The organism is Kitasatospora sp. NPDC051853, from assembly GCF_044452665.1.
Lineage (GTDB): Bacteria > Actinomycetota > Actinomycetes > Streptomycetales > Streptomycetaceae > Kitasatospora.
In genome coordinates this window covers 590,589-614,312 of sequence record NZ_JBITBY010000002.1, presented here as the reverse complement: position 1 = coordinate 614,312, position 23,724 = coordinate 590,589, and the positions used below count along the sequence as shown (strand labels likewise).

Genomic DNA, 23,724 nt, shown 5'->3' with positions numbered 1-23,724 from the left:
CGGTCGTCAGTACAACTTCCGCAGACTCTCCAGCCCGGTGACGAACAGCTCCACCCCGACCGCCGCCAGCAGCAGCCCGAGCAGCCGGGAGAGCACCTCCAGCGAGGTCCGGTGCGCCCGCCGCAGCGGCTTGGAGAGCACCAGGACGCAGACGCAGTTGATCGCCACCACCGCCAGGTAGGCCCCCGCGATCGTGGAGTGCCAGCCCCAGCTGTCCTCCTCCAGCGAGCTGACCAGCACCGCCGTCATGCCCAGCGGGCTGGCCACGTACGGCAGCAGCAGCTCCCGGATGCCCTCGGCGAGCTGGTTGTCCAGGTGCTCCCCGTCGTCCCCGCCGCCCAGGTGCACCCCGAGCACCAGCGCCACCGCGTAGATCGAGAAGATCAGCCCGCCGGCCAGCTGGATCGACCAGTCGTCCACGTGGAAGAAGTCGGTCAGGAAGTCCGCCGAGTACGCCATCGCCGCGCCGACCACGGCCGCCAGGGCGGTGGCCACCAGGGTCAGCCGCACCAGCTCCCGGTGCGTCCGGGTGCGCGCCAGCAGCGCGAAGGTGAGCAGCACCTTCGGCGGCCCGACCACGGCGAAGAGGGCGACGAACGCACTGCTCAGGTTGAACGCGATCACCACCCCAGCATCGGCCAGCACCGCCGCCCCCGCCCGCCTGACGCCCCCTCAACCACCCGTCCCGCTCAGCGCCGACGCCGGCTCGGGCACCGAGCCGAAGTCGTGGACGGAGAGCACCACACCCCGTCTTCGCCCTCCCGGGGGACGAAACCGGTCAGGTCCAGCTCCTCGATCGCACTCATGGCCGGCATCCTCCCGCACGGTGCCGCCCGACCGGCGGGCGTTTTCCGGCCGCCGACGGGCGGGGGCCCGTGGCGGTGCCGGGCCGGCGGGGCGGGGTCAGGATGGAGGACGGGGCGGCACGGCGGAGGTGACGGTGGTGAACGGTACGGACGTCCTGGTGGTGGGCGCGGGCCCGGTCGGGCTGAGTGCGGCGGCCGAGCTGCGGCGGCACGGCGTGGCCTGCCGGCTGGTCGAGTTGCTCGACGGGCGGCTCCCGTACGCCAAGGCGGTCGGCATCCAGCCCCGCACCCTGGAGCTCTGGGACCGGATGGGGCTGGCCCGGGCCGTGCTGGAGGAGGCCGTCCCGCTGCGCGGGCAGCGCACCCTGGTGGACGGCCGGGAGCGGGCCCGCACGGTGCTGGAGCTGCCGCCCGAGGTGCCGTACGGCTTCGCCGCGCTGCCGCAGTACGACACCGAACGGCTGCTGGAGGAGTACCTGGCCGGCCTCGGGGCCGGCATCGAGCGCGGCACCGAACTGCTGAGCTTCCGTCAGGACCCGGACGGCGTCAGCGCCGTGCTGCGCACCGCGGGCGGCGGCGAGGAGGAGCTCCGGGTCCGCTACCTGATCGGCTGCGACGGGGCGCACAGCACCGTCCGCAAGGGGCTCGGCCTCCCGTTCGAGGGCGGGGCCCTCCCGGCGGAGTACATGCTGGCCGACGTGGAGGTCGACTGGGACCTGGAGCCCGGCTTCACCCTGCGCTCGACCGGCCGGGCCGAGGACGGTACGGAGGACCTGCTGGTCGCCGTCCCGCTGCCCGGCCACCACCGCTACCGGCTCTCCACGGTGGCCCCGCCCGAGCTCGCCGGGGCGGGCGGTCCGGCCCACGGTATCGACGGCAGCCGCGGCCCGGACCTGGCCCAGGTGCAGGCGGCCGTGGACCGGCTCGGCCCCGGGCGGGCCGCCGTCTCCCGGCTGCGCTGGTCCTCGGTCTTCCGGATCAGCCACCGGATCGTCCCGCGCTACGGCGAGGGCCGGGTCTTCGTGGCCGGGGACGCCGCCCACATCCATCCGCCGACCGGCGCCCAGGGCATGAACACCGGGATCCAGGACGCCGTCAACCTGGCCTGGAAGCTCGCCCTGGTCCTGCGCGGGGAGGCCGGGCCGGCCCTGCTCGACAGCTACGACGCGGAGCGCCGCCCGGTCGGCGAGGAGGTGGTCGGCCGCACCGTCCGGCACGCCACCGAGGGCACCGGGGCCGACCCCGACGACCCCGCCACCCTGATGCTCCGTCAGGCCCAGCTGCTCGTCGGCTATCACGACGGGCCGCCGGCCCCGCCCGGGACCGGCGGCCCCCGCCCCGGCGACCGCGCCCCCGACTGCGCCGGGCTCACCACCCCGCTCGCGGCCTACCCGCTGCGCCTGCTCGACGTCCTGCGCGGCCGCCCCGGCCACGTCCTGCTCCGCTACGCCCCGGCCGGCCCCGACCTCGACCCCGGTCCCGCCGACGGCCTGGACACCGTCACCGTGCTGGGCCCGGACGACCCCGGCCCCGGCCCCGGTTACCGGGACACCGCGGGGGAGTTCGCCCGCCTCTACCAGCCGGACGGCCCCACCGGCTTCCTGATCCGCCCCGACGGCCACCTCGCCGCCCGCTTCCCCCTCGCGGAGGAGGCCGCCGCACTGGCCGCCCACCGGAAGGCCCTCGGACTGTCAGTGGCCTGAGGCAGACTCGACGGCCCGTCACCGCACAGTCCGGAGCAGCCCGATGCCGATCCACGTCGCCAGCCGCCGCCGTACGCCCGCCTCGCTGGCGGCCGCCTTCCCGGGCGCGGAGGTGGTGGACGTGACCTCGCGGGCGGGGGAGCCGTGGGTGCGGCTGAGCCCGTTCTACCCGCACGGGGGGATTCCCGTGCCGTACTCCGAAGGCGTCACCAGCCAGTCGGTGGAGGGCATCTGGCAGGCCCTCAAGGTCTTCGAGGGCGCCGACGTCGACCCGTCGAAGCTGGCCGTCACCGGGATGCGCGGGATCAAGCGCACCGTCCGCCGGTACGGCCCCGTGCTCGGCCACCGCACCGGCCTGACCGGCGGCGAGCTGCTGCCGTACGAGACCGCCCGCCGGCTGGTCTACCTGCCCTCGTACCGCTGGGTGCTGGAGCACCGGGCCGCCGATCTGGTGGAGCGGCTGCGCCGGGCGGGTGGGACGGGGGACGTGGTGCTGCTCGACTACACCACCAACGGGGACGTGGCCGACCCGCGCACTCCGCTCTCGCACGCCGCGCTGCTGCGGGCGTGGACCGAGGGGAGCTGGCCGGCCGGGGCTACGTCAGCGTGACGGTGACGCCGCCGTCGCGCAGGACGTCGAGGACGGCGTCGAAGTAACGCTCGCCGGTGTGCGGGAGGGGGCGGGCGAGGGCCTTGCGGGCGTGGGCGGAGTCGTGCCAGACCAGGGTGAACGGGGCCTCGGGGCCGTAGCCGCCGCGCAGGCAGTCGGCGAGGGCGTCGAGGTTGCGGCCGTAGTAGCCGTCGGGGGCGTCCAGGGCGTCGGCGAGGGCGGTCCAGAAGGACGGTTCGTCGGTGATCGCCGCGCTGTCGAGGTGGAAGGTCGGGGCGGGCGGGGTCGGCGTGCTCGGCATGACTGTCCTTCGCTCGGATGGCGTCCTCCGGGTGAGGGTGCGCCGGGCCCGGTGTGGGATGGCCTTGCTAGTCCCGCTTTGCTGTTGAGCGAGAACTGAGGCCCCATCATGGCGTGTCTGAACCGTAAGGACCTAGGACTGCTGGCGCTGCGCGCCGCGGTCGGCGGCGTGCTCATCGCGCACGGCACCCAGAAGCTGTTCGGCTGGTTCGGCGGCGGTGGCCTGGAGGGCACCGCCAAGGCGATGGAGCACATGGGCTTCGAACCGGGCCGCCAGAGCGCGATCGCCTCCGGCCTGGGCGAGGCGGGCGGCGGCGCCCTGCTGGTGGCCGGCCTGGCCACCCCGGCGGCCGGCTCCATCGTGGCCGGCACCATGGCCGGGGCCATCTCCGTGCACGCCCCCAGCGGCTTCTTCGCGATGGGCGGCGGCTACGAGTACCCGGCCCTGCTCGGGGCCTGCGGCCTGGCCCTCGGCCTCTCCGGCGCCGGCTGCTACTCCCTCGACCACCTCACCCGCCACCGCTTCGACGGCGCCGGCCTGAGCCTGCTCGCCTTCGCCGCCTCCGCCGTCGGCGCGGCCGCGGTGGTCGCCCGCCGCCAGGACGTGGTCCGCCGCCGCGAGGCCCGCGCCGCGGACGACGAGGCGGGCGTCGGCCTCGCCTGACGTCCCGTCCGCCGGGGCCGTCCGGTCGGCTTCACCCGCCGGCTTCACCCGTCGGCTCGATCCGCTGGCCGGGCGGCCCCAGCCCGAGTCCTCGCCCGGCCGCACCGGTCGGTCCGCCCGGCCCGGCGGCCGTTCCCGATGCCCTGTCAGGTCGCCCCGTCGTAGCGGGCGAGGAGTGCGGCGGCGCGACCCCGCAGGGACTCGCGGAGCCACTGCGGGGACAGGGCCTCCGCGTCCGGACCCGCCTGCCAGAGGGCCCACTCGGCGTGCCGGGCGTCCTGGAAGCTCAGCTCCAGCCGGAGTCGGCCGTCCGGCTCGGCCGCCTCGGCGAGCACGGCCAGCGCGGTGCCCACCAGCTCCGCCCGCCGCTCCGGGGCCGCCCGCAGCACCGCGGTGACCACCTCGCCGCCCGCCCGGAACCGGCTGCCCCGCTCCCGCCAGGCCCGTTCCAGGTCGACCTTCCCGTCCCGCTCGGCGGCCTCCGCGAGGCCCTCGGCGGCCAGGACCCGGGAGAGCCGGTAGGTGCGGTCCTCGCCGGAACGGGTGGCCAGCAGGTAGCCCTGGCCGCGGACCGAGACCAGGCCGACCGGGTCCACCGTCCGCCACCGCGCCGCCCGGTCCGGGGCCGCGTACCGCAGACGCAGCTTCCGCCCGGCGAACACCGCGCGCAGCACCTCGGCCACCACGGTGTCCGGCACCTCCTCGGTGACCAGCAGACGCTCCAGCAGGTCGGTCTCCGGGTCGACCAGCAGGCGCTGGGCGACCCCGGCCGCGGTGTCCCGCTGGCCGGCGGGCAGCGCGTCGACCACCTTGAGCATCGCCGAGGCGAGCGCCGTGCCGAGCCCGAACGCCTGCGTGCCGCGCCGGGATCCGGCCACCAGCAGGGCGAGGGCCTCCTCGTGGTTCAGCCCGGTCAGTTCGGTGCGGAAGCCGGGCAGCAGGGCGAAGCCGCCGTGTCGCCCGCGCTCGGCGTAGACCGGGACGCCGGAGGCGGAGAGCGCCTCGACGTCGCGCAGCACCGTCCGGGTGGAGACCTCCAACTCCCGCGCCAGGGCGGCCGCGGAGAGCCGTCCGTGCTGCCGCAGCAGCAGTACCAGGGAGACCAGCCGATCGGCGCGCATCCGCCGAACCTACCGAAGGACCCGTCCGGGATACCCGACAGAGGGTGTCGTGATTGCCTGCGAGGCTCTTCTCCGGCACCACACGGAGCCACCACCCCAGGAGAGGCGAACTCGCATGGCACGGAGCACTTTCGTGAACCCGGACGGCCTGCACGACCCGGTCCCGTTCGGCTACAGCCACACCACCGCCGTCCCGGCCGGTGCGGAACTGGTCCTGGTCGCCGGGCAGTTCGGCTCCGGCCCGGACGGATCGGTGGTCCCCGGCGGCTTCGAGGAGCAGGTGCGGCAGGCCTTCCGCAACCTCGCCACCGCACTCGCCGCCCACGAGCTCGGCCTCGGCGACGTGGTCCAGCTGCGCACCTACGTGGTGGACCACGACTTCGCGAAGCTCGGGGCGGTCTCCGGTGCGGTGAAGGAGGGGTGGGGTGACCGCCCGCCGGTGCAGACGCTGCTCGGCGTCGCGGCCCTGGCCGCGCCCGACGTCCTGTTCGAGGTCGAGGCGGTGGCGGTCCGGGCGCCGTCCGGCCGGTAGCGGCGGGCGGTCGGGCCGGGGCCGGGTCAGAGCGAGGACGCGGCCTGGTCGATCAGGGCCGCGACCGAGACCGGGTCGGAGGCCAGGGAGGCGTGGCTGGTGGGGAGCTCGACGGTCTTGCGGGGCTCGATCCGGGCGGCCATCCGGCGCTGGTTGTCCGGGTGGATCATCCGGTCCTCGGCCGAGACCTGGTACCAGCTCGGCTTGGAGCGCCAGGCCGGGGCGGTGATCGGGTCGCCGAAGGTGGAGGCCAGCGGCGCCTTCTGGGTCACCGCCATCACCAGGCCCTCGGCCGGGGTCAGGTCCTGGGCGAAGGACTCGTGGAACTTGTCGGGCTTGATCCAGAGGTACCCGTCGCCGTCCGGCTCCAGGTTGGCCGCCGCGGCCGGCGGGAACTCCTGGGTGAGGCCGCCCGGGCTCTCCCCGGCGTCCGGCGCGAAGGCGGCGACGTAGACCAGGCCGACCACGTTCGGCAGGTCGCCCGCCTCGGTGATCACCGCGCCGCCGTAGGAGTGGCCCACCAGCAGGACGGGGCCGCCCACCTGACGGACCATCTTCCTGGTGCGTTCGGCGTCGTCGGCCAGCGAGGTCAGCGGGTTCTCCACCGCCCGGATGCCGGTGTGGCCGAGGCGGTCCAGCTCGACGATGGTCTTCGCCCAGTGGGCGGCCCCGCCCCAGAAGCCGTGGACCAGCACGATGGTGGGTCGAACGCTCATGAACTGCCCTTCCGTGTACGGACCTTGGGCGGAGGCTATCGGCCGTCCGGGGCCCGGGCCGGGAGGCGGGGGCGCAGCGTCACCCGGGTGGCGGTCAGGTCAGGTCAGGCCGGGGCAGGTCAGGTCAGGTGGGGGAGGCAGACCAGCAGGAGCGGGAGCAGCAGCAGCGCGGCCGGGGCGGCGGCGGTCAGGGCCAGCGCGGGCCGGGAGGCGCGGCGGCCGGTGGCCAGCCGCTCGATCCGGGCCAGCGCCTGGTGCCCGGCGGTCAGGGCCGTGGCGGGGGCGCTCGCCCCGGCCACCACGCCCATCGCGGTGGCCAGCGCCCGCGGCGAGTGGCGGCGCAGCGCCCGGTCGTCGGCCGCCATCTCCAGCAGGGTGCGCACCTCGGCGCAGACCAGTCGGCCCAGCGGCAGCCGGCCGAAGGTGCCGGCCAGCGCCTGCGCGGCGCAGACGGCGAGGTGGTGACGGCCGCTCAGGTGGGCGCGCTCGTGCGCCAGGGCCGCGGCCAGCTGCTCGGGACTGAGCGCCGTCAACGCGCCCCGGCTGACCACGATCCGCGCGTGGCGGCCGGGCAGGCAGTAGACGGCGGGCGTCGGGTGGTCCAGCAGCAGCGCCCCGCCCGGCACCCGGCCCCGGTGGGCGGCCAGGTCCAGCAGCTCGCGGTGGCGGCGGCGGTCCCGGCGGGCGGTGCGCAGCGCGGCCAGCAGCAGCGCCGCCGGGCGGGCGGCGGTCAGCGCGGCCACCGTCAGCGCCGTGCCGGAGACCGCCTCGGGGGAGAGCCCGCACAGGTGCAGCAGCCCGGCGTGGTGGTGCGGCGAGGGGTCCACCAGCTGACGGATCGCCATCGCCACCGAGAGCACCGCCGACAGCCCCAGGGTCTGCCAGGTGACCACCCCCAGCACCGGGCTGCGCCTGGTCCACCGGGCACCGGCCAGCAGCGGCGGCAGTGCGGCGGTCACCAGCACGGCCCAGAGCGCCAGCAGCGCGGCGGCCGTCACCGCCGGTCCTCCGGCCCGTCCAGGGCGGCCAGCGCCGCCCGCAGCGCGGCCACCTCGTCCGGGCTGATCCGTTCCACGAAGTGCGCCAGCGCGGCCGGGGTGTCGGGGGTGGAGCCGAGCGCCTCCTGCATCAGCGAGGCGGTGTACGCGTCCCGGCTGCGGGACGGTTCGTAGACCCAGGCGCGGCCCTGCTTGTGACGGTGCAGCAGTCCCTTGGTGTGCAGGATCCCGGCCACGGTCATCACCGTCGTGTACGCCACCGGCCGGGTCGCGTTGAGGTCGTCCACCACCTCGCGCACGGTCGCCGGCCGGCCCCACCGCCAGAGCCGGTCCATGATCTCGGCTTCCAGGTCCCCGAGGCTGCGCACCACCATGGGGCCCATCGTAGTCACCCGTCCGGACCGTCCTGCTGGCCGGCGGTGGCGCGGCGGCCAAGGGTGAGGGCAGGTTCCGTTGACCGCTCTGGAGGGCGTCGTGGGTCGTCGTGTCGTGCTGGGTGTGCTGCTGGCCGGTGGGCTGCTGCTGACGGGGTGTTCGTCGGACGGTGACAAGTCGCCCTCGGCGGCGGTGCAGTCGGGGGCCTCGGCGCTGGCCTCGGCGGCGAACAGCGCCGCCAACAGCTTCGCCTCCTCGGCGTCCTCCGCCGCGGCCTCCGCGCAGGCGGCGGCCTCCTCGGCGCTGGCCGGCGTGAAGGGCGGCCTGGACGCCAAGGACGACGTCAAGCTCGGCGAGGTCACCACCGACCCCGACGGCAAGTCCAGCGTCCCGGTCACCGTCACCAACTCCGGCTCCCAGCCCTACAAGTACACCCTCACCGTCAACTTCCAGGACTCGTCCGGGAACCTCCTGGACGCGGCCGTCCTCTCCGTCCCGGAGACCGCCGCCGGTGCCACCTCCCAGGCCACCGCCAAGAGCAACCGCGCCCTCTCCGGCACCGTCACCGCCAAGGTGGGCAGCGCCCTCCGCTACTGACCTGGACGGATGGACCGGGGGAGGGGGATCTGACGGAGATCGACCGGATGCAGGGGTGGCTGGAAGCCGGTTCCGGATGGCCGGAACCGGCTTTTGGCTGTTCACGGGCAGGTCGAACCTTAACGGGGGCTCAAGGGGGAACTACGGGTCTTGACGGGGGGGTTGGTCTAGTCCATTTTTGGTGGCCAGGTGCAGGGAGCCCCTGATCCGGCGCCGGTGGTCCAGACCTCCGGCGCCGGTTCGGCACCCCCTGTCCCCGTTCCACCTCCACTGGCGTGCCCGCCGGCCCTGCGGCCCCACCCCGCACGGTCACCCACGGGCGGCACGGCAGTTCCCCCACGACCCGGAGGTTCACCAGAACATGAACCGAGTTACCCAGGAGCCGACGACCCGTCGGCGCCCGAAGGGCCTGGCCGCGCTGGCGGTCGGCACGGCGGCCTCGCTGCTGCTGGGCGCGGGCCTCGCGCTGACCGCGGGCACGTCCGCCCAGGCCGCCGCGGGCAACAGCACCGGTGCCCCGGCGACCAGCGGCGGCATCAAGGTCGCCTACTTCGACCAGTGGTCGATCTACGCGAACGCGTACTACCCGAAGACCATCCAGGACACCGGCGTCGCCAAGAACCTGGACTACATGATCTACTCGTTCGCCAACATCCACCCCACCAACCTCACCTGTTTCGAGGCCACCAAGGCCGCGTCGCAGGACGAGAACAACCCCAGTGCGGGTGACGGTGCGGGCGACGCGTTCGCCGACTACCAGAAGAGCTTCGGCGCGGACATCTCGGTGGACGGCGTCGCCGACGCCTGGGGCCAGCCGATCGCGGGCAACTTCAACCAGCTGAAGAAGCTGAAGGCGAAGAACCCGAACCTCAAGGTCCTGATCTCGATCGGTGGTTGGACCTACTCCAAGTACTTCTCGGACGCGGCCGCCACGGACGCCTCCCGGAAGAAGCTGGTCTCCTCCTGCATCGACATGTTCATCAAGGGCAACCTGCCCGTCGACGCCGGCTACGGCGGCGCGGGCTCGGCGGCCGGGATCTTCGACGGCATCGACATCGACTGGGAGTACCCGGGCGGCGGCGGCCACCTCGGCAACCACGAGTCGCCGGCCGACAAGCAGAACTTCACCCTGCTGCTCAAGGAGTTCCGCGAGCAGCTGGACGCCCAGGGCGCGGCGGACAAGAAGACCTACGGCCTGGCGGCCGCGGTCGGTGCCGGCCAGGACAAGATCAAGAACATCGAGACGGACAAGGTCGGCCAGTACCTGACCTTCCTCGACGTCATGACCTACGACATGCACGGTGGTTGGGACGCCAAGGGCCCGACGAACCACCAGGCGCCGCTGTACTCGGGCCCGAACGACCCGATGACCCCGGTCAAGCCGGGCACCGGCAAGTACTCGATCGACGCGGCCATCAAGGCGTGGACCGTGGGTGACGCCGAGTACGGCATCCCCGGCGGCTTCCCGGCCAAGAAGATCAACATGGGCATCCCGTTCTACTACCGCGGTTGGACCGGCGTGCCCAACAACGGCAAGAACGGCCTGTTCCAGTCCGCGACCGGCCCGGCCGCCGGTGCGGCGATGAGCGGCAACGTGCCCGGCATCCAGATGTACAAGGAGCTCGGGGGCTTCGTCGACAACCCGGCCAAGACCTTCTGGGACGACCAGGCGAAGACCACGTACTTCTACGACGGCAACACCTTCTGGTCCGGTGAGGACGCCCGCTCGATCCAGGCCAAGATCGACTACGCGCACTGCAACGGCCTGGGCGGCTCCTTCGCCTTCTCCCTCTACGACCTGGGCACCAAGACCGCCCTGTTCGACAAGATGGTGTCGGCCACCAACGGCTCCGCCGCGGAGTGCCCGGCCGCGCCGAGCCCGAGCCCGTCCCCGAGCAACTCCACCAGCCCGAGCCCGTCGGCCTCGCCGAGCACCTCGGCCAGCCCGAGCCCGTCCGTCTCCCCGAGCACCTCGGTGAGCCCGTCGGCCTCGCCGACCGTCCCGGCCAACGCCTGCGCCCCGTCCTGGAGCGCCGGTGCGGTGTACGCCACCCCGACCAAGGTCTCCTGGAAGGGTCACAACTACACCAACAAGTGGTGGACCACCAACGAGGACCCCTCGCTGAGCGGTCAGTGGGGCGTCTGGACCGACAACGGTGCCTGCACCGTGCAGCCCACCCCGTGAGCTGACGTCTGATCAGGAAGGCCCCGGACTCCACTGGAGTCCGGGGCCTTCCGGCGTTCACGGGGCGGGGTCAGAGGTCCTCGGTGCGGCCGAGGGCGTCCGGCTGGCTCTCCTCGATCCGGCGGAGCATCCGGCCGAGCATCTCGGAGAGCGCCGGGCGCTCCTCGGCGGAGATGTCCTGGAGCAGCTCCTCCTCGAAGACCGCCGCCATCCGCATCGACTCCAGCCACTTGGCCCGCCCGTTGGCGGTCAGCTCGACGATCACCCGGACCCGGTTGGCCTCGTCCCGCTCCCGGGTGACCAGGTCCTCGGCCACCATCCGGTCGATCCGGTGGGTCATCGCGGCCGGGGTCAGCCCCAGCCGCTTGGCCAGGTCGCCCGGCCCCAGCCGGTACGGGCTGCCGGCCACCACCAGCGCCTTGAGCACCTCCCACTCGGCGGGTGTGATCCCGAGCACGGTCAGCTGGCGCCCGTAGGCGACGCTCATCCGCCGGGCGACCCGGGAGAGGGTGGACACGATGGTCTCCACCTGGGGGTCGACGGTGGGGAATTCCCGCTGGTAGACGGCCACCTGCTCGGCGATGGCCAGCTCGCCGGGGTTCGGCGTCGCGGGTCTGGGTGCGCTCATGGCTCCATCCTCCCACGGCTCGGTGCACCTGTTAAGACTTTGACAAGCAAGGCTTCCGATCCTTAGAGTTTAGGTCTGAAATCTTCCGAGTTCAAAAGTATCTCTTGAAAGGGTGTGCACGGTGGCCGGCACGGTGAAGCAGCAGGGCAGGCGTCTCGGGGCGGGCGGTCCGCTGCGCCGCGTCCAGATCGGAAACGCGCTCAGCGCGTTCGGCAGCGGGTTCACGATGCCGTACATGTTCGTCTACGTGGACCAGGTGCGCGGGCTGGGCTCGCTGGCCGCCGGGATGGTGTTCACCGTCTTCGCGCTGGCCGCGCTCGCCGTGCTGCCGTTCACCGGGCGGGGCATCGACCGGTACGGGCCGCGGCCGGTGCTGCTGGCCGGTGCCGCGATGGCCGCCACCGGCGCGTTCGCCTTCGGGCACGCCACCGGCACCGCCGCGCTGATGGTCTCCTCCTTCCTGTTCGGCGCCGGGGTGACGACCTGTCAGCCGGCGCTGGCCACGATGATCGTGCGCTGCTCCACCAGGGCGAGCCGCTCGCGGGCCTTCGCGCTCCAGTTCACCCTGATCAACCTCGGCATGGGCATCGGCGCCCTGGTCGGCGGCCAGATCGTGGACGTGGCCGAGCCGGCCAGCCTGACCCGGCTGTTCACCATCGAGGCGCTCACCTTCCTGGGCCTGGCCCTGGTCACCGGCACCGCCCGGATCCCGGCGGCTGAGCCGGTGCTCACCCCGGCCGGCGGCCCCAAGGGCCCGCAGGGGCTCACGGCGCTGGTCAAGGACAAGGCGATGCTGCGGCTCTGCCTGCTGGCCGGTCTGATCTTCTTCACCTGCTACGGCCAGTTCGAGTCCGGCGTCGCCGCCTTCGCCACCGACACCGTCGGCACCGCCCCGTCCACCCTGGGCCTGGCGATCGGCGCCAACGCGCTGACCATCGTGGTGCTGCAGATGTTCATGGTGAAGATCACCGAGCGCCGCCGCCGCACCACGGCGATGGCCGCCGCCGGTGTGGTCTGGCTGGGCGCCTGGCTGATGGCGCTGGTCGCCGGACTGGTCCGGACCGAGGCGGTGGCCGCCACCGTCGCGATCATCGCGGTGTACGCGCTGTTCGGCGTCGGCGAGTCGCTGCTGGCCCCGACCATGGGCCCGATCGTCGCCGACCTGGCCCCGGCCCGGCTGCTCGGCACCTACAACTCCGGCTACGCGCTGGTGAAGCAGATCGCCATCGCGGTCGGCCCGGCGGTCGGCGTGCTGCTGGTCGGCTCCGGCACCTGGCCGGTCTACCTGGCCGCGATGACGCTCTGCACCGTGCTGATCGTGGTCCTGGCGCTGCGCCTGCGCGAGGAGCTGACGCCGGCTCAGGACAACGCCCGGATCACCGCCGAGAAGCTCCAGACCGCGGCCTGATCCGGCCTCCCGCCGAGACCCCGCGAGACCCACGGCCCGGCCGTCACCCGAGAGAATGCGTCGGGTGACGGCCGGGTCTACGTTTGAGGGGCGTGGAGCGCGTCGGAGCGGCCGTACGGGGTGTCCCGCCGTCCGGCGCCGGGGGAGGGCGGCACGTCCTACCAGCAGCAAGGGCGCCCCTCCTGAGCGGGAGAGTGCCATGGCCGCCGAACTCCACTCCACACTGCTGGCCGGTCTGCGCGCGGGCTTCGCCGGCGAGGTGATCACCCCCGGCGGCGCCGGGTACGACGAGGCCCGCACGGTCTTCAACTCGATGATCGACCGCCACCCGCAGGTGATCGCCCAGTGCGAAGGACCGGCCGACGTGGCCGCCGCGATCGCCTTCGCCCGGGAGAACGGCCTGGAGATCGCCGTCCGGGCCGGCGGCCACGCCGTCAGCGGAGCCTCCGTCAACGACGGGCTGGTGGTCGACCTGCGCCGGATGAACTCCGTGGTGGTCGACCCGGAGGCGGGCACCGCCCGGGTCGGCGGCGGCGCCCTGATGGCCGACCTGGACGGGGCCACCCAGCGGTACGGGCTGGCCACCACCGGCGGCCGGGACTCCTCCACCGGCGTGGCCGGCCTGACCCTCGGCGGCGGCTCCGGCTGGCTGGAGCGCAAGTACGGACTGGCCTGCGACAACCTGCTGGCGGCCACCCTGGTGACGGCCGAGGGCGAGCTGGTCACCGCCGACGAGGACCGCCACCCCGAGCTGTTCTGGGCCCTGCACGGCGGCGGCGGCAACTTCGGCGTCGTCACCCAACTCACCTTCCGGCTGCACGAGTTGCCCAACTTCACGATGGCCCTGCTGCTCTGGCAGCCGGAGGCCGGCCCGGACATCCTGCGCCGCTTCCGGGAGTACATGGCCGGCGCCCCGGAGGAGATCGGCGGCGGCTTCGTCTACCTCACCGGCCCGCCCGCGCCCTTCGTCCCGGCCGAGCTGGTCGGCAAGCGGGGGGTCGGGGTGCTGCTGACCTACACCGGCGGCGAGGCAGCGGCCCGGGAGGTCTTCGCCCCGATGCTGGGGCACGGCCACATCGGGGAGATGATCGCCGAGCTCCCGTACGCGGAGGTCCAGTGCATGCTGGACGACCCGCCCGGGGAGCGGAACTACTGGTCCGCCGAGTACCTGAGCGAGTTCCCCGAGCAGGCCGTCGAGCTGTTCTGCGCCCGGGGCGAGGAGATGATCAGCCCCTCGGCCTCGATGCACGCCTTCTTCCCGATGGGCGGCGCGGTGGCCCGGGGAGCGGGCGACTACCCGGTGCCCTGGCGGGTCGCCCCCTGGGCGGTCCACCCGTTCGGGGTCTGGGAGGACCCGGCCGACGACGCCCGGGGCACGGCCTGGGCGCGCGGGGTGCGGGAGGACATGCTGCCCTGGTCGATCGGCGCGGTCTACCTCAACTTCATCGGCGACGAGGGCCCGGAGCGGGTCGCCGCCGGGCTCGGCACCGGCAACGCCCGCCGGCTGGCGGCCGTGAAGTCGGCCTACGACCCGGAGAACGTCTTCCACCTGAACCACAACATCGTCCCGGCCTGACAAGATCGCCCTCGCCCGGCCCGTCGCCACGGCTAGGATTCCCGGCAAAGCCGACAAAACTGTCGGTCGGTCAGGGATCAGAGCCAGGCGACGAATCGGCGAGGGCATGACGGCGACGCAAGCGGTGGAGAGCAGGAGCGTCGTCGAACGCGTGCAGCGGTCCCGGCCCGCCCGGTACGTCGGCTGGCTCGGGCCGGTCGGGGTGGCGCTCTTCGCCGGGCTGCTGCGGTTCTGGAACCTCGGGTACCCCAACGCCTTCGTCTTCGACGAGACGTACTACCCCAAGGACGCCTGGTCCCTGCTCCGGCAGGGCTACGAGGGCGTCTGGCCGGACGACGCCAACGCGCAGATCCTTGCCGTCCCGCAGCAGATCCCGCTCACCTCCGCCCCCGAGTTCATCGCCCACCCGCCGCTGGGCAAGTGGGTCATCGCCCTCGGCGAGTGGGCCTACGGCCTGCACCCGCTCGGCTGGCGGTTCGCGGTCGCGCTGCTCGGCACCGTCACCGTGCTGATGCTGGCCCGGATCGGGCGCCGGCTGTTCGGCTCCACCCTGCTCGGCTGCACCGCCGCGCTGCTGATGGCGGTGGACGGCCTCCAGTTCGTGATGAGCCGGGTCGGCCTGCTGGACGGCGTGCTGATGTTCTTCGTGCTGGCCGCCTTCGGCTGCCTGCTGGTCGACCGCGACCGGGTGCGCGAGCGGCTGCCCGCGTACCGGACCGGGGCCGCCGCCGGGGGCGCTGCCGGGGGCGCTGCCGCCGGGGACGCTGTCGACGGGGACCGGGCCCGGCTCGGGTGGCGGCCCTGGCGGCTGGCGGCCGGGGTGCTGCTCGGCTGCGCCTGCTCGGTGAAGTGGAACGGCCTCCCCGTACTGGCCGCCTTCGGCCTGCTGACCGTGCTCTGGGACCAGGCCGCCCGCCGCCGGGCCGGGGCCCGCCGCCCCTGGGCCTCGATGCTGCGCCGGGACGCGGTGCCCGCCTTCCTCTCGACCGTCGGCGTCGCGGCCCTGGTCTACCTGCTCTCCTGGACCGGATGGTTCGTCACCGACGGCGGCTACGACCGGCGGTGGGCCGACCGGCAGGAATCCTCCTGGGTACCCGACGCGCTGCGCAGCTGGTGGCACTACCAGCAGCAGATGTACGACTTCAACACCGGGCTCTCCACCCCGCACACCTACCAGTCCAACGCCTGGAGCTGGCTGGTCCAGGGCCGCCCGGTCTCCATGTACTGGCAGCAGGTGCCCGACGGTCAGCAGGGCTGCACCAGCACCGGCGGCTGCGCCTCGCAGATCCTCGCCCTCGGCACCCCGCTGCTCTGGTGGACCGGCTGCTTCGCCCTGCTGTACGCGCTGTGGCGCTGGTTCTTCCGGCGGGACTGGCGCTCGGGCGCGGTGCTCTGCGCGGTGGCCGGGATCTACCTGCCCTGGTTCGGCTACCAGGGCCGCACCACCTTCTCCTTCTACATGGTGGTGCTGGTGCCCTTCCTCTGTCTGGCGGTGGCCCAGCTGCTCGGCGGCCTGCTCGGGCCCGAGGGGTGCTCGGCGGAGCGGCGGCGGTGGGGCGCGGTGGGGGCGGGGGCGATCGTGCTGGCGGTGGTGGGGTGCTTCGCGTTCTTCCTGCCGCTCTACACGGCGGAGGTGATCCCGATGTCGGAGTGGCAGGACCGGATGTGGTTCACCACCTGGGTCTGACGGCCGGCCGGGTGACGGTCGGTCGGATGATGGCCGCTCAACTGCTGCCGGTGGGGCCCGCGCTGGGGGTGGCGACGGCGCTGCTGCTGGTGGCCGGGGCGGCGGTGGCCGGGCTCGGGCGGCTCGGGCACGGGCCGGCGGTACTGCGGGCCGGACTGCGGGCGGTGCTCCAGCTGGCCGCCGTCGCACTGGTGATCACCTGGGTGGCCGGGTCGATGTGGACCTCCTCCGCCTTCGTGCTGCTGATGTTCACGGTGGCGGTGCGCACCGCCGGGCGGCGGATGGTGCCGTCCGGCCCGGGGTGGACATGGGCGGCACTGCCGATCGGGGCCGGGGTGCTGCCGGTGCTGCTGCTCCTGCTCGGCTCCGGACTGCTGCCCTTCCAGGGCCTCTCGGTGATCCCGGTCGCGGGCATCCTGACCGGCGGCGCGCTGACCGCCACCTCGCTGGCCGGGCGCCGCGCGCTGGACGAGCTGACGCAGCGTCGGGGCGAGGTGGAGGCCGCCCTGGCACTCGGCTTCGAGGAGCGGGACGCCCGGCTGGAGATCTGCCGGACGGCTGCCGCCACCTCGCTGGTGCCCGCGCTCGACCAGACCAGGACAGTGGGGCTGGTCACCCTGCCCGGGGCCTTCGTCGGGATGCTGCTGGGCGGGGCGAGCGCGGTGGAGGCCGGGGCGGTGCAGCTCTTCGTGCTGGTCGCGTTGCTGGCGGTGGAGGCGGTGGCGGTCGTGGTGGTGCTGGAGCTGGTTGGCCGGGGCGTGGTCAGCAGGTAGGCTTGCCGGGTTGTTGAAGGGGAGTAGCCCTCCACCGGAGCGTCGACATACTGGCTCGCCCCCACGGGAGCCCGGTGCCCGGGACACCCGTACGCGGGTGTCGGCGAGACCTTCGGCCGCAGTGCTGTGAACATTGACCAGTGCTGCCGTGCCGAGGCGTCCCCTTCCACGGGTCATCGCGGCGGGCAGCCCAGACCCTATGAAGGGCCCAACGCTCCGATGAGTATCACCGTCGCCGCGATCACCTTCGGCATCGTCTTCCTCGCCGAACTCCCCGACAAGACCGCGCTGGCCTCCCTGGTGCTCGGCACCAAGTACCGCGCGAGCTACGTCTTCGCGGGCATCGCCGCCGCCTTCGCCCTCCAGGTCGGCATCGCCCTGGTGGCCGGCCACCTGCTCTCGCTCCTGCCACAGCGCTGGGTGGAGGGCGTCACCGGGCTGCTCTTCCTGGCGGGGGCGGTGATGCTGCTCTGGCCCAAGGGCGAGGAGGAGGACGAGGGGCACGAGGCCAAGCAGCCCTCCTCGGGCTCCTTCTGGAAGGTGGCGGGTGCGAGCTTCCTGCTGGTCGCGGTCGCGGAGTTCGGCGACCTGACCCAGATCATGACCGCCAACCTGGCCGCGAAGTACGCCGACCCGCTCTCGGTGGGCATCGGCGCCTGGCTGGCGCTCTGCTCGGTCAGTGCGATCGCCATCCTGGGCGGGCAGAAGCTGCTGCAGTACGTCCCGATGAAGGTGATCATCCGGGTGGCGGCCTGCATCATGCTGGTGATGTCGGCCTTCAGCCTCTTCAAGGCCGCGACCGGCTGACGGTCAGCTCCGCTTCTCGAGCGCCGCGCGGGTGTTGAGACCGTAGACGCCCCGCTTGTCGCCCCTGACCTCCTGCGGGACGTACTCCTGGAAGTACTTGACCGCCCGTACGGTCTCGCCGTCGTACACGCCCTCGGTGAAGTCGACGTCCCAGGCGATCCAGGGGAGGGCCCTGAGCAGGCGGCGCTGGAGATCGGCCACGTCGGGGCCCTCCATGTCGAGCTGCAGCACCCGGGGGGTCGGTGGCGGTGCGGGGGTGGTGGTGCTCGGGGCCGCGGTGGTCGGTGGCGCCGTGGTGGCCGGGGCGGGGGCGACCGGGGCCGTTGTCGTGGGGGCGGCCGTGGTGCGGGTCGGCTTGGGCTTGGTGGTGGTGCGGGAGGCCGAGGGGGAGGCGCTGGCCGACGGGGTGTCGGGGGCCGACTCGGGGGTGGGGGTGGGGTTCGGCTGGTAGGAGCCGACCGGGACGGGGAGGGCGCGGTCGTCGGAGCTCTTGGCGTCGGAGGGGGCGAGCAGGAAGGCCAGGCCGGCGCCGACCGCGGCGATCCCCACGCCCGCGCCGATGATGACGGTGCGTCTGCGCCCGGCCGACTCCTGCTCCTGCTGCCGCCGCTCGGCCCGGCCGCCGGGGGCGCCCTCGGGGACGTTGCGGAAGCCGAAGACGCCGAGGTCGGCCTCCTCGGCGGGGGGCTGCCGCCGCGGGGGCGGGCCGGGGACCAGCTGGAGGTCCGGGATCTGCTGGACCGGGATCGGCTGCTGGGTGGGCGCGGGCGGCACCAGGGGCATCTGCGGGGGTGCGGCCGGCACCGGGGGGAGCAGCTGGGTGGCGGCGGCGTCCTGGGACGGCGGAGCCGTCGGCGGGACCGGCGGGAGCAGCTGGGTGGCGAAGCCGTCCGCGGGGACGGGCGGCATGACCTGGGTGGCGAACGGGTCCTCCGCCGCGGCCGGGGCGGGCACGTACGGGCGGACCAGCGGCCCTTCGTGGTGCTCTCCCGGCATGGGCCGGCCCTCCTCGGTGGTGGTGGCGCTCGAACGGGGCTGATTATGCAGGAGGTTCCGGTGGGTGGACAGGGACGCCGGTGGGCTTGTCCGGGTTGGTGCCGAATCGGGACGGGTGAAGGCTCGGTGGCCGTCAGTCGTACGAACGGCGCAGTGAACTGAGGCCGGATCAGACATTCCTGACATCATGGGTGAATCTGGCTGATCATCACCCCGAGCACCGAGGAGCGGGCATGGCGGAGGCGGCCACGCCGGAGCGGTACGAGGAGCAGCGGCCCCCGGAAGTGACGGTCCACAACCTCTGGGTGCCGATCGGCGCCCTGCTGCTGGCCATGCTGCTGGCCGCGCTCGACCAGACCATCGTCTCCACCGCGCTGCCCACCATCGTCAGCGACCTCGGCGGCCTGGAGCACCTCTCCTGGGTGGTCACCGCGTACATGCTGGCCGCCACGGCGGCCACCCCGCTCTGGGGCAAGCTCGGCGACATGTACGGCCGCAAGCGCTTCTTCCAGGCGTCGATCGTGCTCTTCCTGATCGGCTCCGGCCTCTGCGGACTGGCCCAGAACATGGGCGAGTTGATCGCCTTCCGTGCCCTCCAGGGCCTGGGCGGCGGCGGACTGATGGTGCTCTCGCAGGCGATCGTCGGCGACCTGGTCCCGCCGCGCGACCGCGGCAAGTACCAGGGCCTGTTCGGGGCGGTCTTCGGTGTCACCAGCGTGCTCGGGCCGCTGCTCGGCGGCGTCTTCGTGGACAACCTCAGCTGGCGCTGGGTGTTCTACGTCAACCTGCCGATCGGGATCGTCGCGCTGGCGGTGATCGCCGCGGTGCTGCACGGCAGCGAGGTGAAGCGGCAGCACACCATTGACTACCTCGGCACCTTCCTGATCGCCGCAGTCGCCACCTGCCTGGTGCTGATGACCTCGCTCGGCGGCACCACCTGGGCGTGGGGCTCCTGGCAGATCATCGGCCTCGGGGTGCTCGGGCTGCTGCTGCTCGCGGTCTTCGTCCAGGTGGAGCGCCGGGCGGTGGAGCCGGTGCTGCCGCTGCGGCTGTTCCGCTCCTCGACCTTCAGCCTGGTCGCGGTGATCTCCTTCGTGGTCGGCTTCGCGATGTTCGGGGCGCTGACCTACCTGCCGACCTTCCTCCAGGTGGTCATGCAGGTCTCGCCGACCATGTCCGGCATCCACATGCTGCCGATGGTGCTCGGCATGCTGCTCACCTCGATCGGCTCCGGCCAGATCGTCTCCCGCACCGGCCGCTACCGGGTCTTCCCGATCGCCGGCACCGCCGTGACGGCGGTCGGCCTCTGGCTGCTCTCTCGGCTCACCGAGCACAGCTCCACCACCGAGATGAGCCTCTACTTCCTGGTCTTCGGCCTCGGGCTCGGCCTGGTGATGCAGGTGCTGGTGCTGATCGTGCAGAACTCGGTCGGCTACGAGGACCTTGGCGTGGCCACCGCCGGAGCCACCTTCTTCCGCTCGATCGGCGCCTCCTTCGGCGTCTCGATCTTCGGCACGATCTTCGCCGGCGGGCTCAACCGGCGGCTGGCCGAGGACCTGGCCGGCCTCCAACTCCCGCCCGGCTTCACCCCGGAGGTGATCTCGGCCGACCCGCGCGAGATCCCCACCCTGCCCGAGAGCGCCCAGGCCGGGATCTACCACGCCTACGCCGAGTCGATCACCCAGGTCTTCCTGTACGCGGTGCCGGTCGCGGTGGTCGCCTTCGTGCTCGCGCTCTTCCTGCGCGAGCAGCCGCTGCGCACCACCGTCACCGCCCCCGACCTCAGCGAATCGATCGGGGTCAACCCGGTGCAGCGCTCCTCGCTGGACGAGATCGCCCGGGCCCTGTCGGTGCTCGGCACCCGGGACGCCCGCCGCGACCTGTTCCGCCGGATCACCGCCGAGGCCGGGCTCGACCTCAAGCCCGCCTCCAGCTGGCTCATCCTCCAGATGCACCGTCACGGCTCCGCCGAACCGGCCGAACTGGCCGAGCACCGCACCGTGCCGGTGGCCGTCATCGAGGAGGCCGCCCGCGAGGTGGAGAGCCGCGGCCTGGCCGTCCGCAACGGTCTGCCGCTGCGCCTCACCGAGGCCGGGGCCGAGGTCGCCGACCGGCTGGTCGCCGCCCGCCGTTCCCAACTCGCCGAGCTCCTCGGCGACTACGACGAGCAGCGGTTCACCGAACTGGCCGACCTGCTCACCCGGCTCAGCTCCCAGCTCGGCGGCGACCGCCCGGACCGGGCGCCGGAGCCGCCGCAGCGCGGCGAGGGGCGGACGTACTGAGGGGCGCCCCGCCGCAAGTGACCGCGGGGGACGGCCACGGTGCCCCGGCGACCGACGGACACTGCCCCGGAGTACGTCAACTGGCGGAGGTGGGTTCGCACTCCGTCGATAGGGTCTGATCCCGCCGCCACTGCTCCGGAGGGCCTCACCCGTCATGCGCATCGGACTGTCCATTCCCCAGTACGGCCGGTTCGCCGCGCCCGGGCTGTCGGCCCGGCTCGCGGCCGAGGCAGAGGAGATCGGCTACGACAGCCTCTGGGTCGGAGACCGCATCCTGGTCGCGCGCGAGCCGCAGAACCGCTACCCCGGCGGGACGGGCGTGGCGCCCGCCGAGCACCGCACCTTCCTGGACCCGCTCACCCTGCTCACCGTCGCGGCCGGGGCCACCCGCCGGGTCCGCCTGGGCACCAGCACCCTCAACGCGCTCTGGTACCCGCCGGTCCTGCTGGCCCGCACCCTCACCACCCTCGACGTGGTCAGCGACGGGCGGCTGGACGTGGGGCTCGGGCTGGGCTGGTCCAAGGACGAGTACCAGGCGGTGGGCGTCCCCTGGCGCGGCCAGGCCGCCCGGCTGGAGGAGACCCTGGACGTCCTGGAACGGATCTGGGCCGACGGCGAGGAGGTCTCCCACTCCGGCGACCTGTGGACCGTCCCGCCCTCCTCCATCCGCGCCAAGCCCGTCCAACGCCCGCGCCCGCCGCTGCTGTTGGGCGGCACCAGCCCCGGCGCCCTGGAGCGGGCCGGCCGCCGCGCCGACGGCTGGCTCGGCGTCGGCCTCCCCCTCCCGGCCCTCACCGCCCTCTGGACCACCGTCCGTCACCACGCCGAGGCCGCCGGCCGCGACCCCGGCACCCTCCGCCTGGTCCTGCGCGTCAACCCCGTCCTCACCCCGGCCGACGACGACCGCGTCCCCGGCCGGGGCACCCCGCACCAGCTCGCGGCCTACCTCGCCACCGCGGTACGGGAGTTGGGCGCCGAACCGCTCATCGACCTGCACTTCGCCGCCCAGGACGCCGACGAGTACCTGGCCCACGCCCGGACCCTCCACGACCTGCTGCGGGACGCCGCCTGAACCCCGCTGCCGTCCGGCTCAGTCGAGCGGACGGGAGCGGATCTCGTCGATGACGGTGAAGCCGGTGGCGTCGTAGAGGTTCATGGCGACCTCGTTGCCGCCGAAGACGTTGAACATCAGGGTGTCGTCGCCGCCCTGACGGGTGATCCACTCGCCGGCGGCCATGGCGGCGCGGCCGTGGCCCTTGCCGCGGTGCTGCTCGTGGATCTCCAGGGAGAAGCCGAAGGTGGTGCCGGGGAGGAAGGCGTGCTGCACCCAGCCGGTGCCGACCACCTCGCCGCCGGCCTCGAAGGCGTAGAAGCCGTGGCCGGGGGTGTGCTGCCCCTGGGGGAGCTCCTGGGCGAAGTCCTGGTCGGACTTCTGCTGGGCCTCCTCGGGGGTGAGGGCTCCGGCGCGGAGGATGTCGAAGACGTAGGAGGCCTGCTCGTCGGCGAGCCAGGCCGGGTACTCGGCCTCGGTGAGCGGACGGACCGTCAGGCCCGGCGGTGGCTGCGGGGGTTCGGCGGTGGCGAAGGTGCGCATCCGGTTCTGGCCGACGATCGGGTAGTCGGCGAAGGGGCCGGGGTCGCCGACGAGGCGGGACTCGACCCGGGTGGCGCCCCGCTCGGCGCACCAGCGTTCGGCGAACGGGAGGGCGGCCGGGTCGGTGAGGTCGCGGACCCGGCCGACGCCGTCGGTGACGGAGAGGGCCAGCCAGTGGGTGCCGTCGGTGAGGAGGGTGGAGTCGGGGAGGCGTTCGGCGGCGCGGTCGTGGAGGGCCCGGGCGAGGGCCGGGGCGCAGCCGGCCTCCTGGTAGGCGGTCACCGTCCGCCGCTCGAAGTCGGCCTGCCAGTCGGTGCGGTCGCTGGTTTCCTGGTAGTTCGTCACCGGGTCACCCTAGGAGCGGCGCGCGGCGAGCGGCAGTGAATTACCGGCCGGGTGTCAGGCCTCGCAGGCGTGGTCGTCGGCGGAGGTGTTGATCCGGGCCAGGAGCCCGCGCAGGGTGGTGCGTTCGCGCTCGGAGAGGTCGCCGAAGAGGGCGGACTCGACCTCGGTGAGGGTGCGGTCGAGGCGGTCGAGGGTGGTGGTGCCGGCCGGGGTGATCTCGACGATGTGGCGGCGGCGGTCGGCCGGGTCGCGGCGGCGTTCGACGAGGCCGGCGTTCTCGAGGTCGTTGAGCAGGGCGACCAGCACGCTCGGGTCGACGCCGAGCCGCTCGGCGAGCTGCCGTTGGCCGACCGGGGCGGGGCCGAGGTGCATCAGGGTCATGGTGTGCCGCGGGCTGAGACCGCTGCTGCTCAGGGCCCGGCGGATGCGGGTGTCGGTGGCCGCGCCGTGCCAGGCCAGCACGAACCCGAGGCGGTCCGTCGGCCCGTCCGTCGGCCCGTCGGCCGGTCGCTGGGCCGGTTCCTCGGCGTTCTCCATGGGCCCATCGTAGCCGGGGGAGAATGGTTGGTTGACTTATATCGTTGATGGTGTTCAATGATTGCTGCCCATCCATGAACGCCTTCCCCTGGAGTCCCCGTGTTCGTCGCTTACGTCGTCCTGGCCGTCCTGCTCGCGGTCGGGCTGGGCTTCTCCGCCCGCGCCTTCCTGGTGAAGGACCCGAAGATCGTCGGCGGCCTGCCCGCCCTCGGCGTCTCCGAGGGCAGCCTCCCGCTGCTGGCCGCGGCCAAGGCGGCGGGCGCGCTCGGCCTGCTCGCGGGCATCGTGTTCCGCCCGCTCGGCATCGCCGCCGCCGTCGGCCTGGTGCTCTACTTCCTCGGCGCGGTGGTGGCCCACCTGAAGGCCGGCGACACCAAGGGCGCCCCGGGGTCGGTGCTCTTCACCCTGCTCTCGGCGGCGGCCCTGGCACTCGCGCTCGCCTCCTGACCGAATCCGAACCTCCGTTCGGCTGCGGCTTGTTAGC

General features: G+C 73.5%; 24 protein-coding genes. 14 read left to right on the top strand and 10 right to left on the bottom strand.

The window, feature by feature from the left end; all coding sequences use genetic code 11:
• Nucleotides 1–6: 6 nt before the first annotated feature.
• On the bottom strand, nt 7–624 hold the full coding sequence (locus ACIA8O_RS07440) for a MarC family protein (RefSeq protein ID WP_396292605.1): 618 nt from the start codon (nt 622–624) through the stop codon (nt 7–9).
• A gap of 310 nt (nt 625–934) precedes the next feature.
• Here ACIA8O_RS07440 and ACIA8O_RS07435 point away from each other — a divergent pair, with 310 nt between their 5' ends.
• A complete protein-coding gene (locus ACIA8O_RS07435) occupies nt 935–2,509 on the top strand; it encodes an FAD-dependent monooxygenase (RefSeq protein ID WP_396292604.1) in 1,575 nt (524 codons plus the stop codon).
• A 43-nt stretch (nt 2,510–2,552) separates the two neighbouring features.
• Nucleotides 2,553–3,119, top strand: a complete 567-nt coding sequence (locus ACIA8O_RS07430; RefSeq protein WP_396292603.1) for a DUF6939 family protein — start codon at nt 2,553–2,555, stop codon at nt 3,117–3,119.
• Here ACIA8O_RS07430 and ACIA8O_RS07425 read toward each other — a convergent pair.
• On the bottom strand, nt 3,106–3,420 hold the full coding sequence (locus tag ACIA8O_RS07425; RefSeq protein ID WP_396292602.1) for a barstar family protein: 315 nt from the start codon (nt 3,418–3,420) through the stop codon (nt 3,106–3,108). The two genes, ACIA8O_RS07430 and ACIA8O_RS07425, sit on opposite strands and share 14 nt — an antisense overlap.
• Nucleotides 3,421–3,528: 108 nt before the next feature.
• On the opposite strand from ACIA8O_RS07425, the gene ACIA8O_RS07420 reads away from it, so the two are divergent.
• The gene (locus ACIA8O_RS07420; protein WP_396292601.1) at nt 3,529–4,083 is read left to right on the top strand and encodes a DoxX family protein; all 555 of its coding nucleotides are present in this window, start codon (nt 3,529–3,531) and stop codon (nt 4,081–4,083) included.
• 146 nt (nt 4,084–4,229) lie between these two features.
• Here ACIA8O_RS07420 and ACIA8O_RS07415 read toward each other — a convergent pair whose 3' ends face one another.
• Nucleotides 4,230–5,204, bottom strand: a complete 975-nt coding sequence (locus ACIA8O_RS07415) for a helix-turn-helix transcriptional regulator (protein WP_396292600.1) — start codon at nt 5,202–5,204, stop codon at nt 4,230–4,232.
• 115 nt (nt 5,205–5,319) lie between these two features.
• On the opposite strand from ACIA8O_RS07415, the gene ACIA8O_RS07410 reads away from it, so the two are divergent.
• Nucleotides 5,320–5,736 carry a RidA family protein gene (locus tag ACIA8O_RS07410; protein WP_396292599.1) on the top strand — a complete coding sequence of 139 codons (417 nt, stop codon included), beginning with the start codon at nt 5,320–5,322 and terminating at the stop codon, nt 5,734–5,736.
• A 26-nt stretch (nt 5,737–5,762) separates the two neighbouring features.
• On the opposite strand, the gene ACIA8O_RS07405 is transcribed toward ACIA8O_RS07410, so the two are convergent.
• The 3 genes from ACIA8O_RS07405 to ACIA8O_RS07395 all read right to left on the bottom strand — a co-directional run bounded on the left by ACIA8O_RS07405 (nt 5,763) and on the right by ACIA8O_RS07395 (nt 7,818).
• Nucleotides 5,763–6,452 (bottom strand): alpha/beta hydrolase, encoded by a 690-nt coding sequence (locus ACIA8O_RS07405; RefSeq protein WP_396292598.1) that lies wholly within the window; start codon nt 6,450–6,452, stop codon nt 5,763–5,765.
• A gap of 119 nt (nt 6,453–6,571) precedes the next feature.
• Nucleotides 6,572–7,450: a M56 family metallopeptidase gene (locus ACIA8O_RS07400; RefSeq protein WP_396292597.1), complete on the bottom strand. Its 879-nt coding sequence runs from the start codon at nt 7,448–7,450 to the stop codon at nt 6,572–6,574.
• Nucleotides 7,447–7,818, bottom strand: coding sequence for a BlaI/MecI/CopY family transcriptional regulator (locus ACIA8O_RS07395; RefSeq protein ID WP_396292947.1), 372 nt, complete (start codon nt 7,816–7,818; stop codon nt 7,447–7,449). The genes ACIA8O_RS07400 and ACIA8O_RS07395 overlap by 4 nt, the downstream gene beginning before the upstream one ends.
• A 106-nt stretch (nt 7,819–7,924) precedes the next feature.
• Between ACIA8O_RS07395 and ACIA8O_RS07390 the strand changes: the two genes are divergently transcribed.
• The gene (locus ACIA8O_RS07390; RefSeq protein ID WP_396292596.1) at nt 7,925–8,422 is read left to right on the top strand and encodes a hypothetical protein; all 498 of its coding nucleotides are present in this window, start codon (nt 7,925–7,927) and stop codon (nt 8,420–8,422) included.
• A 361-nt stretch (nt 8,423–8,783) separates the two neighbouring features.
• Nucleotides 8,784–10,607 carry a glycosyl hydrolase family 18 protein gene (locus tag ACIA8O_RS07385; RefSeq protein WP_396292595.1) on the top strand — a complete coding sequence of 608 codons (1,824 nt, stop codon included), beginning with the start codon at nt 8,784–8,786 and terminating at the stop codon, nt 10,605–10,607.
• 70 nt (nt 10,608–10,677) lie between these two features.
• Here ACIA8O_RS07385 and ACIA8O_RS07380 read toward each other — a convergent pair whose 3' ends face one another.
• Complete coding sequence (locus ACIA8O_RS07380) at nt 10,678–11,235, bottom strand: MarR family winged helix-turn-helix transcriptional regulator (protein WP_396292594.1); 558 nt, start codon at nt 11,233–11,235, stop codon at nt 10,678–10,680.
• A 121-nt stretch (nt 11,236–11,356) separates the two neighbouring features.
• On the opposite strand from ACIA8O_RS07380, the gene ACIA8O_RS07375 reads away from it, so the two are divergent.
• The 5 genes from ACIA8O_RS07375 to ACIA8O_RS07355 all read left to right on the top strand — a co-directional run bounded on the left by ACIA8O_RS07375 (nt 11,357) and on the right by ACIA8O_RS07355 (nt 17,486).
• Nucleotides 11,357–12,643 (top strand): MFS transporter, encoded by a 1,287-nt coding sequence (locus ACIA8O_RS07375; RefSeq protein WP_396292593.1) that lies wholly within the window; start codon nt 11,357–11,359, stop codon nt 12,641–12,643.
• Between the two features lie 199 nt (nt 12,644–12,842).
• Complete coding sequence (locus ACIA8O_RS07370; RefSeq protein ID WP_396292592.1) at nt 12,843–14,219, top strand: FAD-binding oxidoreductase; 1,377 nt, start codon at nt 12,843–12,845, stop codon at nt 14,217–14,219.
• A gap of 106 nt (nt 14,220–14,325) precedes the next feature.
• Nucleotides 14,326–15,906, top strand: a complete 1,581-nt coding sequence (locus tag ACIA8O_RS07365) for a dolichyl-phosphate-mannose--protein mannosyltransferase (protein ID WP_396292591.1) — start codon at nt 14,326–14,328, stop codon at nt 15,904–15,906.
• A gap of 29 nt (nt 15,907–15,935) precedes the next feature.
• Nucleotides 15,936–16,679 (top strand): ABC transporter permease, encoded by a 744-nt coding sequence (locus ACIA8O_RS07360; protein ID WP_396292946.1) that lies wholly within the window; start codon nt 15,936–15,938, stop codon nt 16,677–16,679.
• Nucleotides 16,680–16,898: 219 nt separating this feature from the next.
• Nucleotides 16,899–17,486, top strand: coding sequence for a TMEM165/GDT1 family protein (locus ACIA8O_RS07355; RefSeq protein ID WP_396292590.1), 588 nt, complete (start codon nt 16,899–16,901; stop codon nt 17,484–17,486).
• A 3-nt stretch (nt 17,487–17,489) separates the two neighbouring features.
• Here the strand turns inward: ACIA8O_RS07355 and ACIA8O_RS07350 are convergent, their stop codons facing one another.
• Nucleotides 17,490–18,482, bottom strand: a complete 993-nt coding sequence (locus tag ACIA8O_RS07350; RefSeq protein WP_396292589.1) for a peptidoglycan-binding protein — start codon at nt 18,480–18,482, stop codon at nt 17,490–17,492.
• A gap of 233 nt (nt 18,483–18,715) precedes the next feature.
• Between ACIA8O_RS07350 and ACIA8O_RS07345 the strand changes: the two genes are divergently transcribed.
• The gene (locus ACIA8O_RS07345) at nt 18,716–20,764 is read left to right on the top strand and encodes an MFS transporter (protein WP_396292588.1); all 2,049 of its coding nucleotides are present in this window, start codon (nt 18,716–18,718) and stop codon (nt 20,762–20,764) included.
• 154 nt (nt 20,765–20,918) lie between these two features.
• Nucleotides 20,919–21,836: an LLM class flavin-dependent oxidoreductase gene (locus ACIA8O_RS07340; RefSeq protein ID WP_396292587.1), complete on the top strand. Its 918-nt coding sequence runs from the start codon at nt 20,919–20,921 to the stop codon at nt 21,834–21,836.
• A gap of 18 nt (nt 21,837–21,854) precedes the next feature.
• On the opposite strand, the gene ACIA8O_RS07335 is transcribed toward ACIA8O_RS07340, so the two are convergent.
• Nucleotides 21,855–22,703: a GNAT family N-acetyltransferase gene (locus ACIA8O_RS07335; protein WP_396292586.1), complete on the bottom strand. Its 849-nt coding sequence runs from the start codon at nt 22,701–22,703 to the stop codon at nt 21,855–21,857.
• A 54-nt stretch (nt 22,704–22,757) separates the two neighbouring features.
• Nucleotides 22,758–23,240, bottom strand: coding sequence for a MarR family winged helix-turn-helix transcriptional regulator (locus tag ACIA8O_RS07330; RefSeq protein WP_396292585.1), 483 nt, complete (start codon nt 23,238–23,240; stop codon nt 22,758–22,760).
• Nucleotides 23,241–23,339: 99 nt separating this feature from the next.
• On the opposite strand from ACIA8O_RS07330, the gene ACIA8O_RS07325 reads away from it, so the two are divergent.
• Entirely contained in the window at nt 23,340–23,687 is a 348-nt protein-coding gene (locus tag ACIA8O_RS07325; protein WP_396292584.1) for a DoxX family protein, read from the top strand.
• The last annotated feature ends 37 nt before the right edge of the window (nt 23,688–23,724 follow it).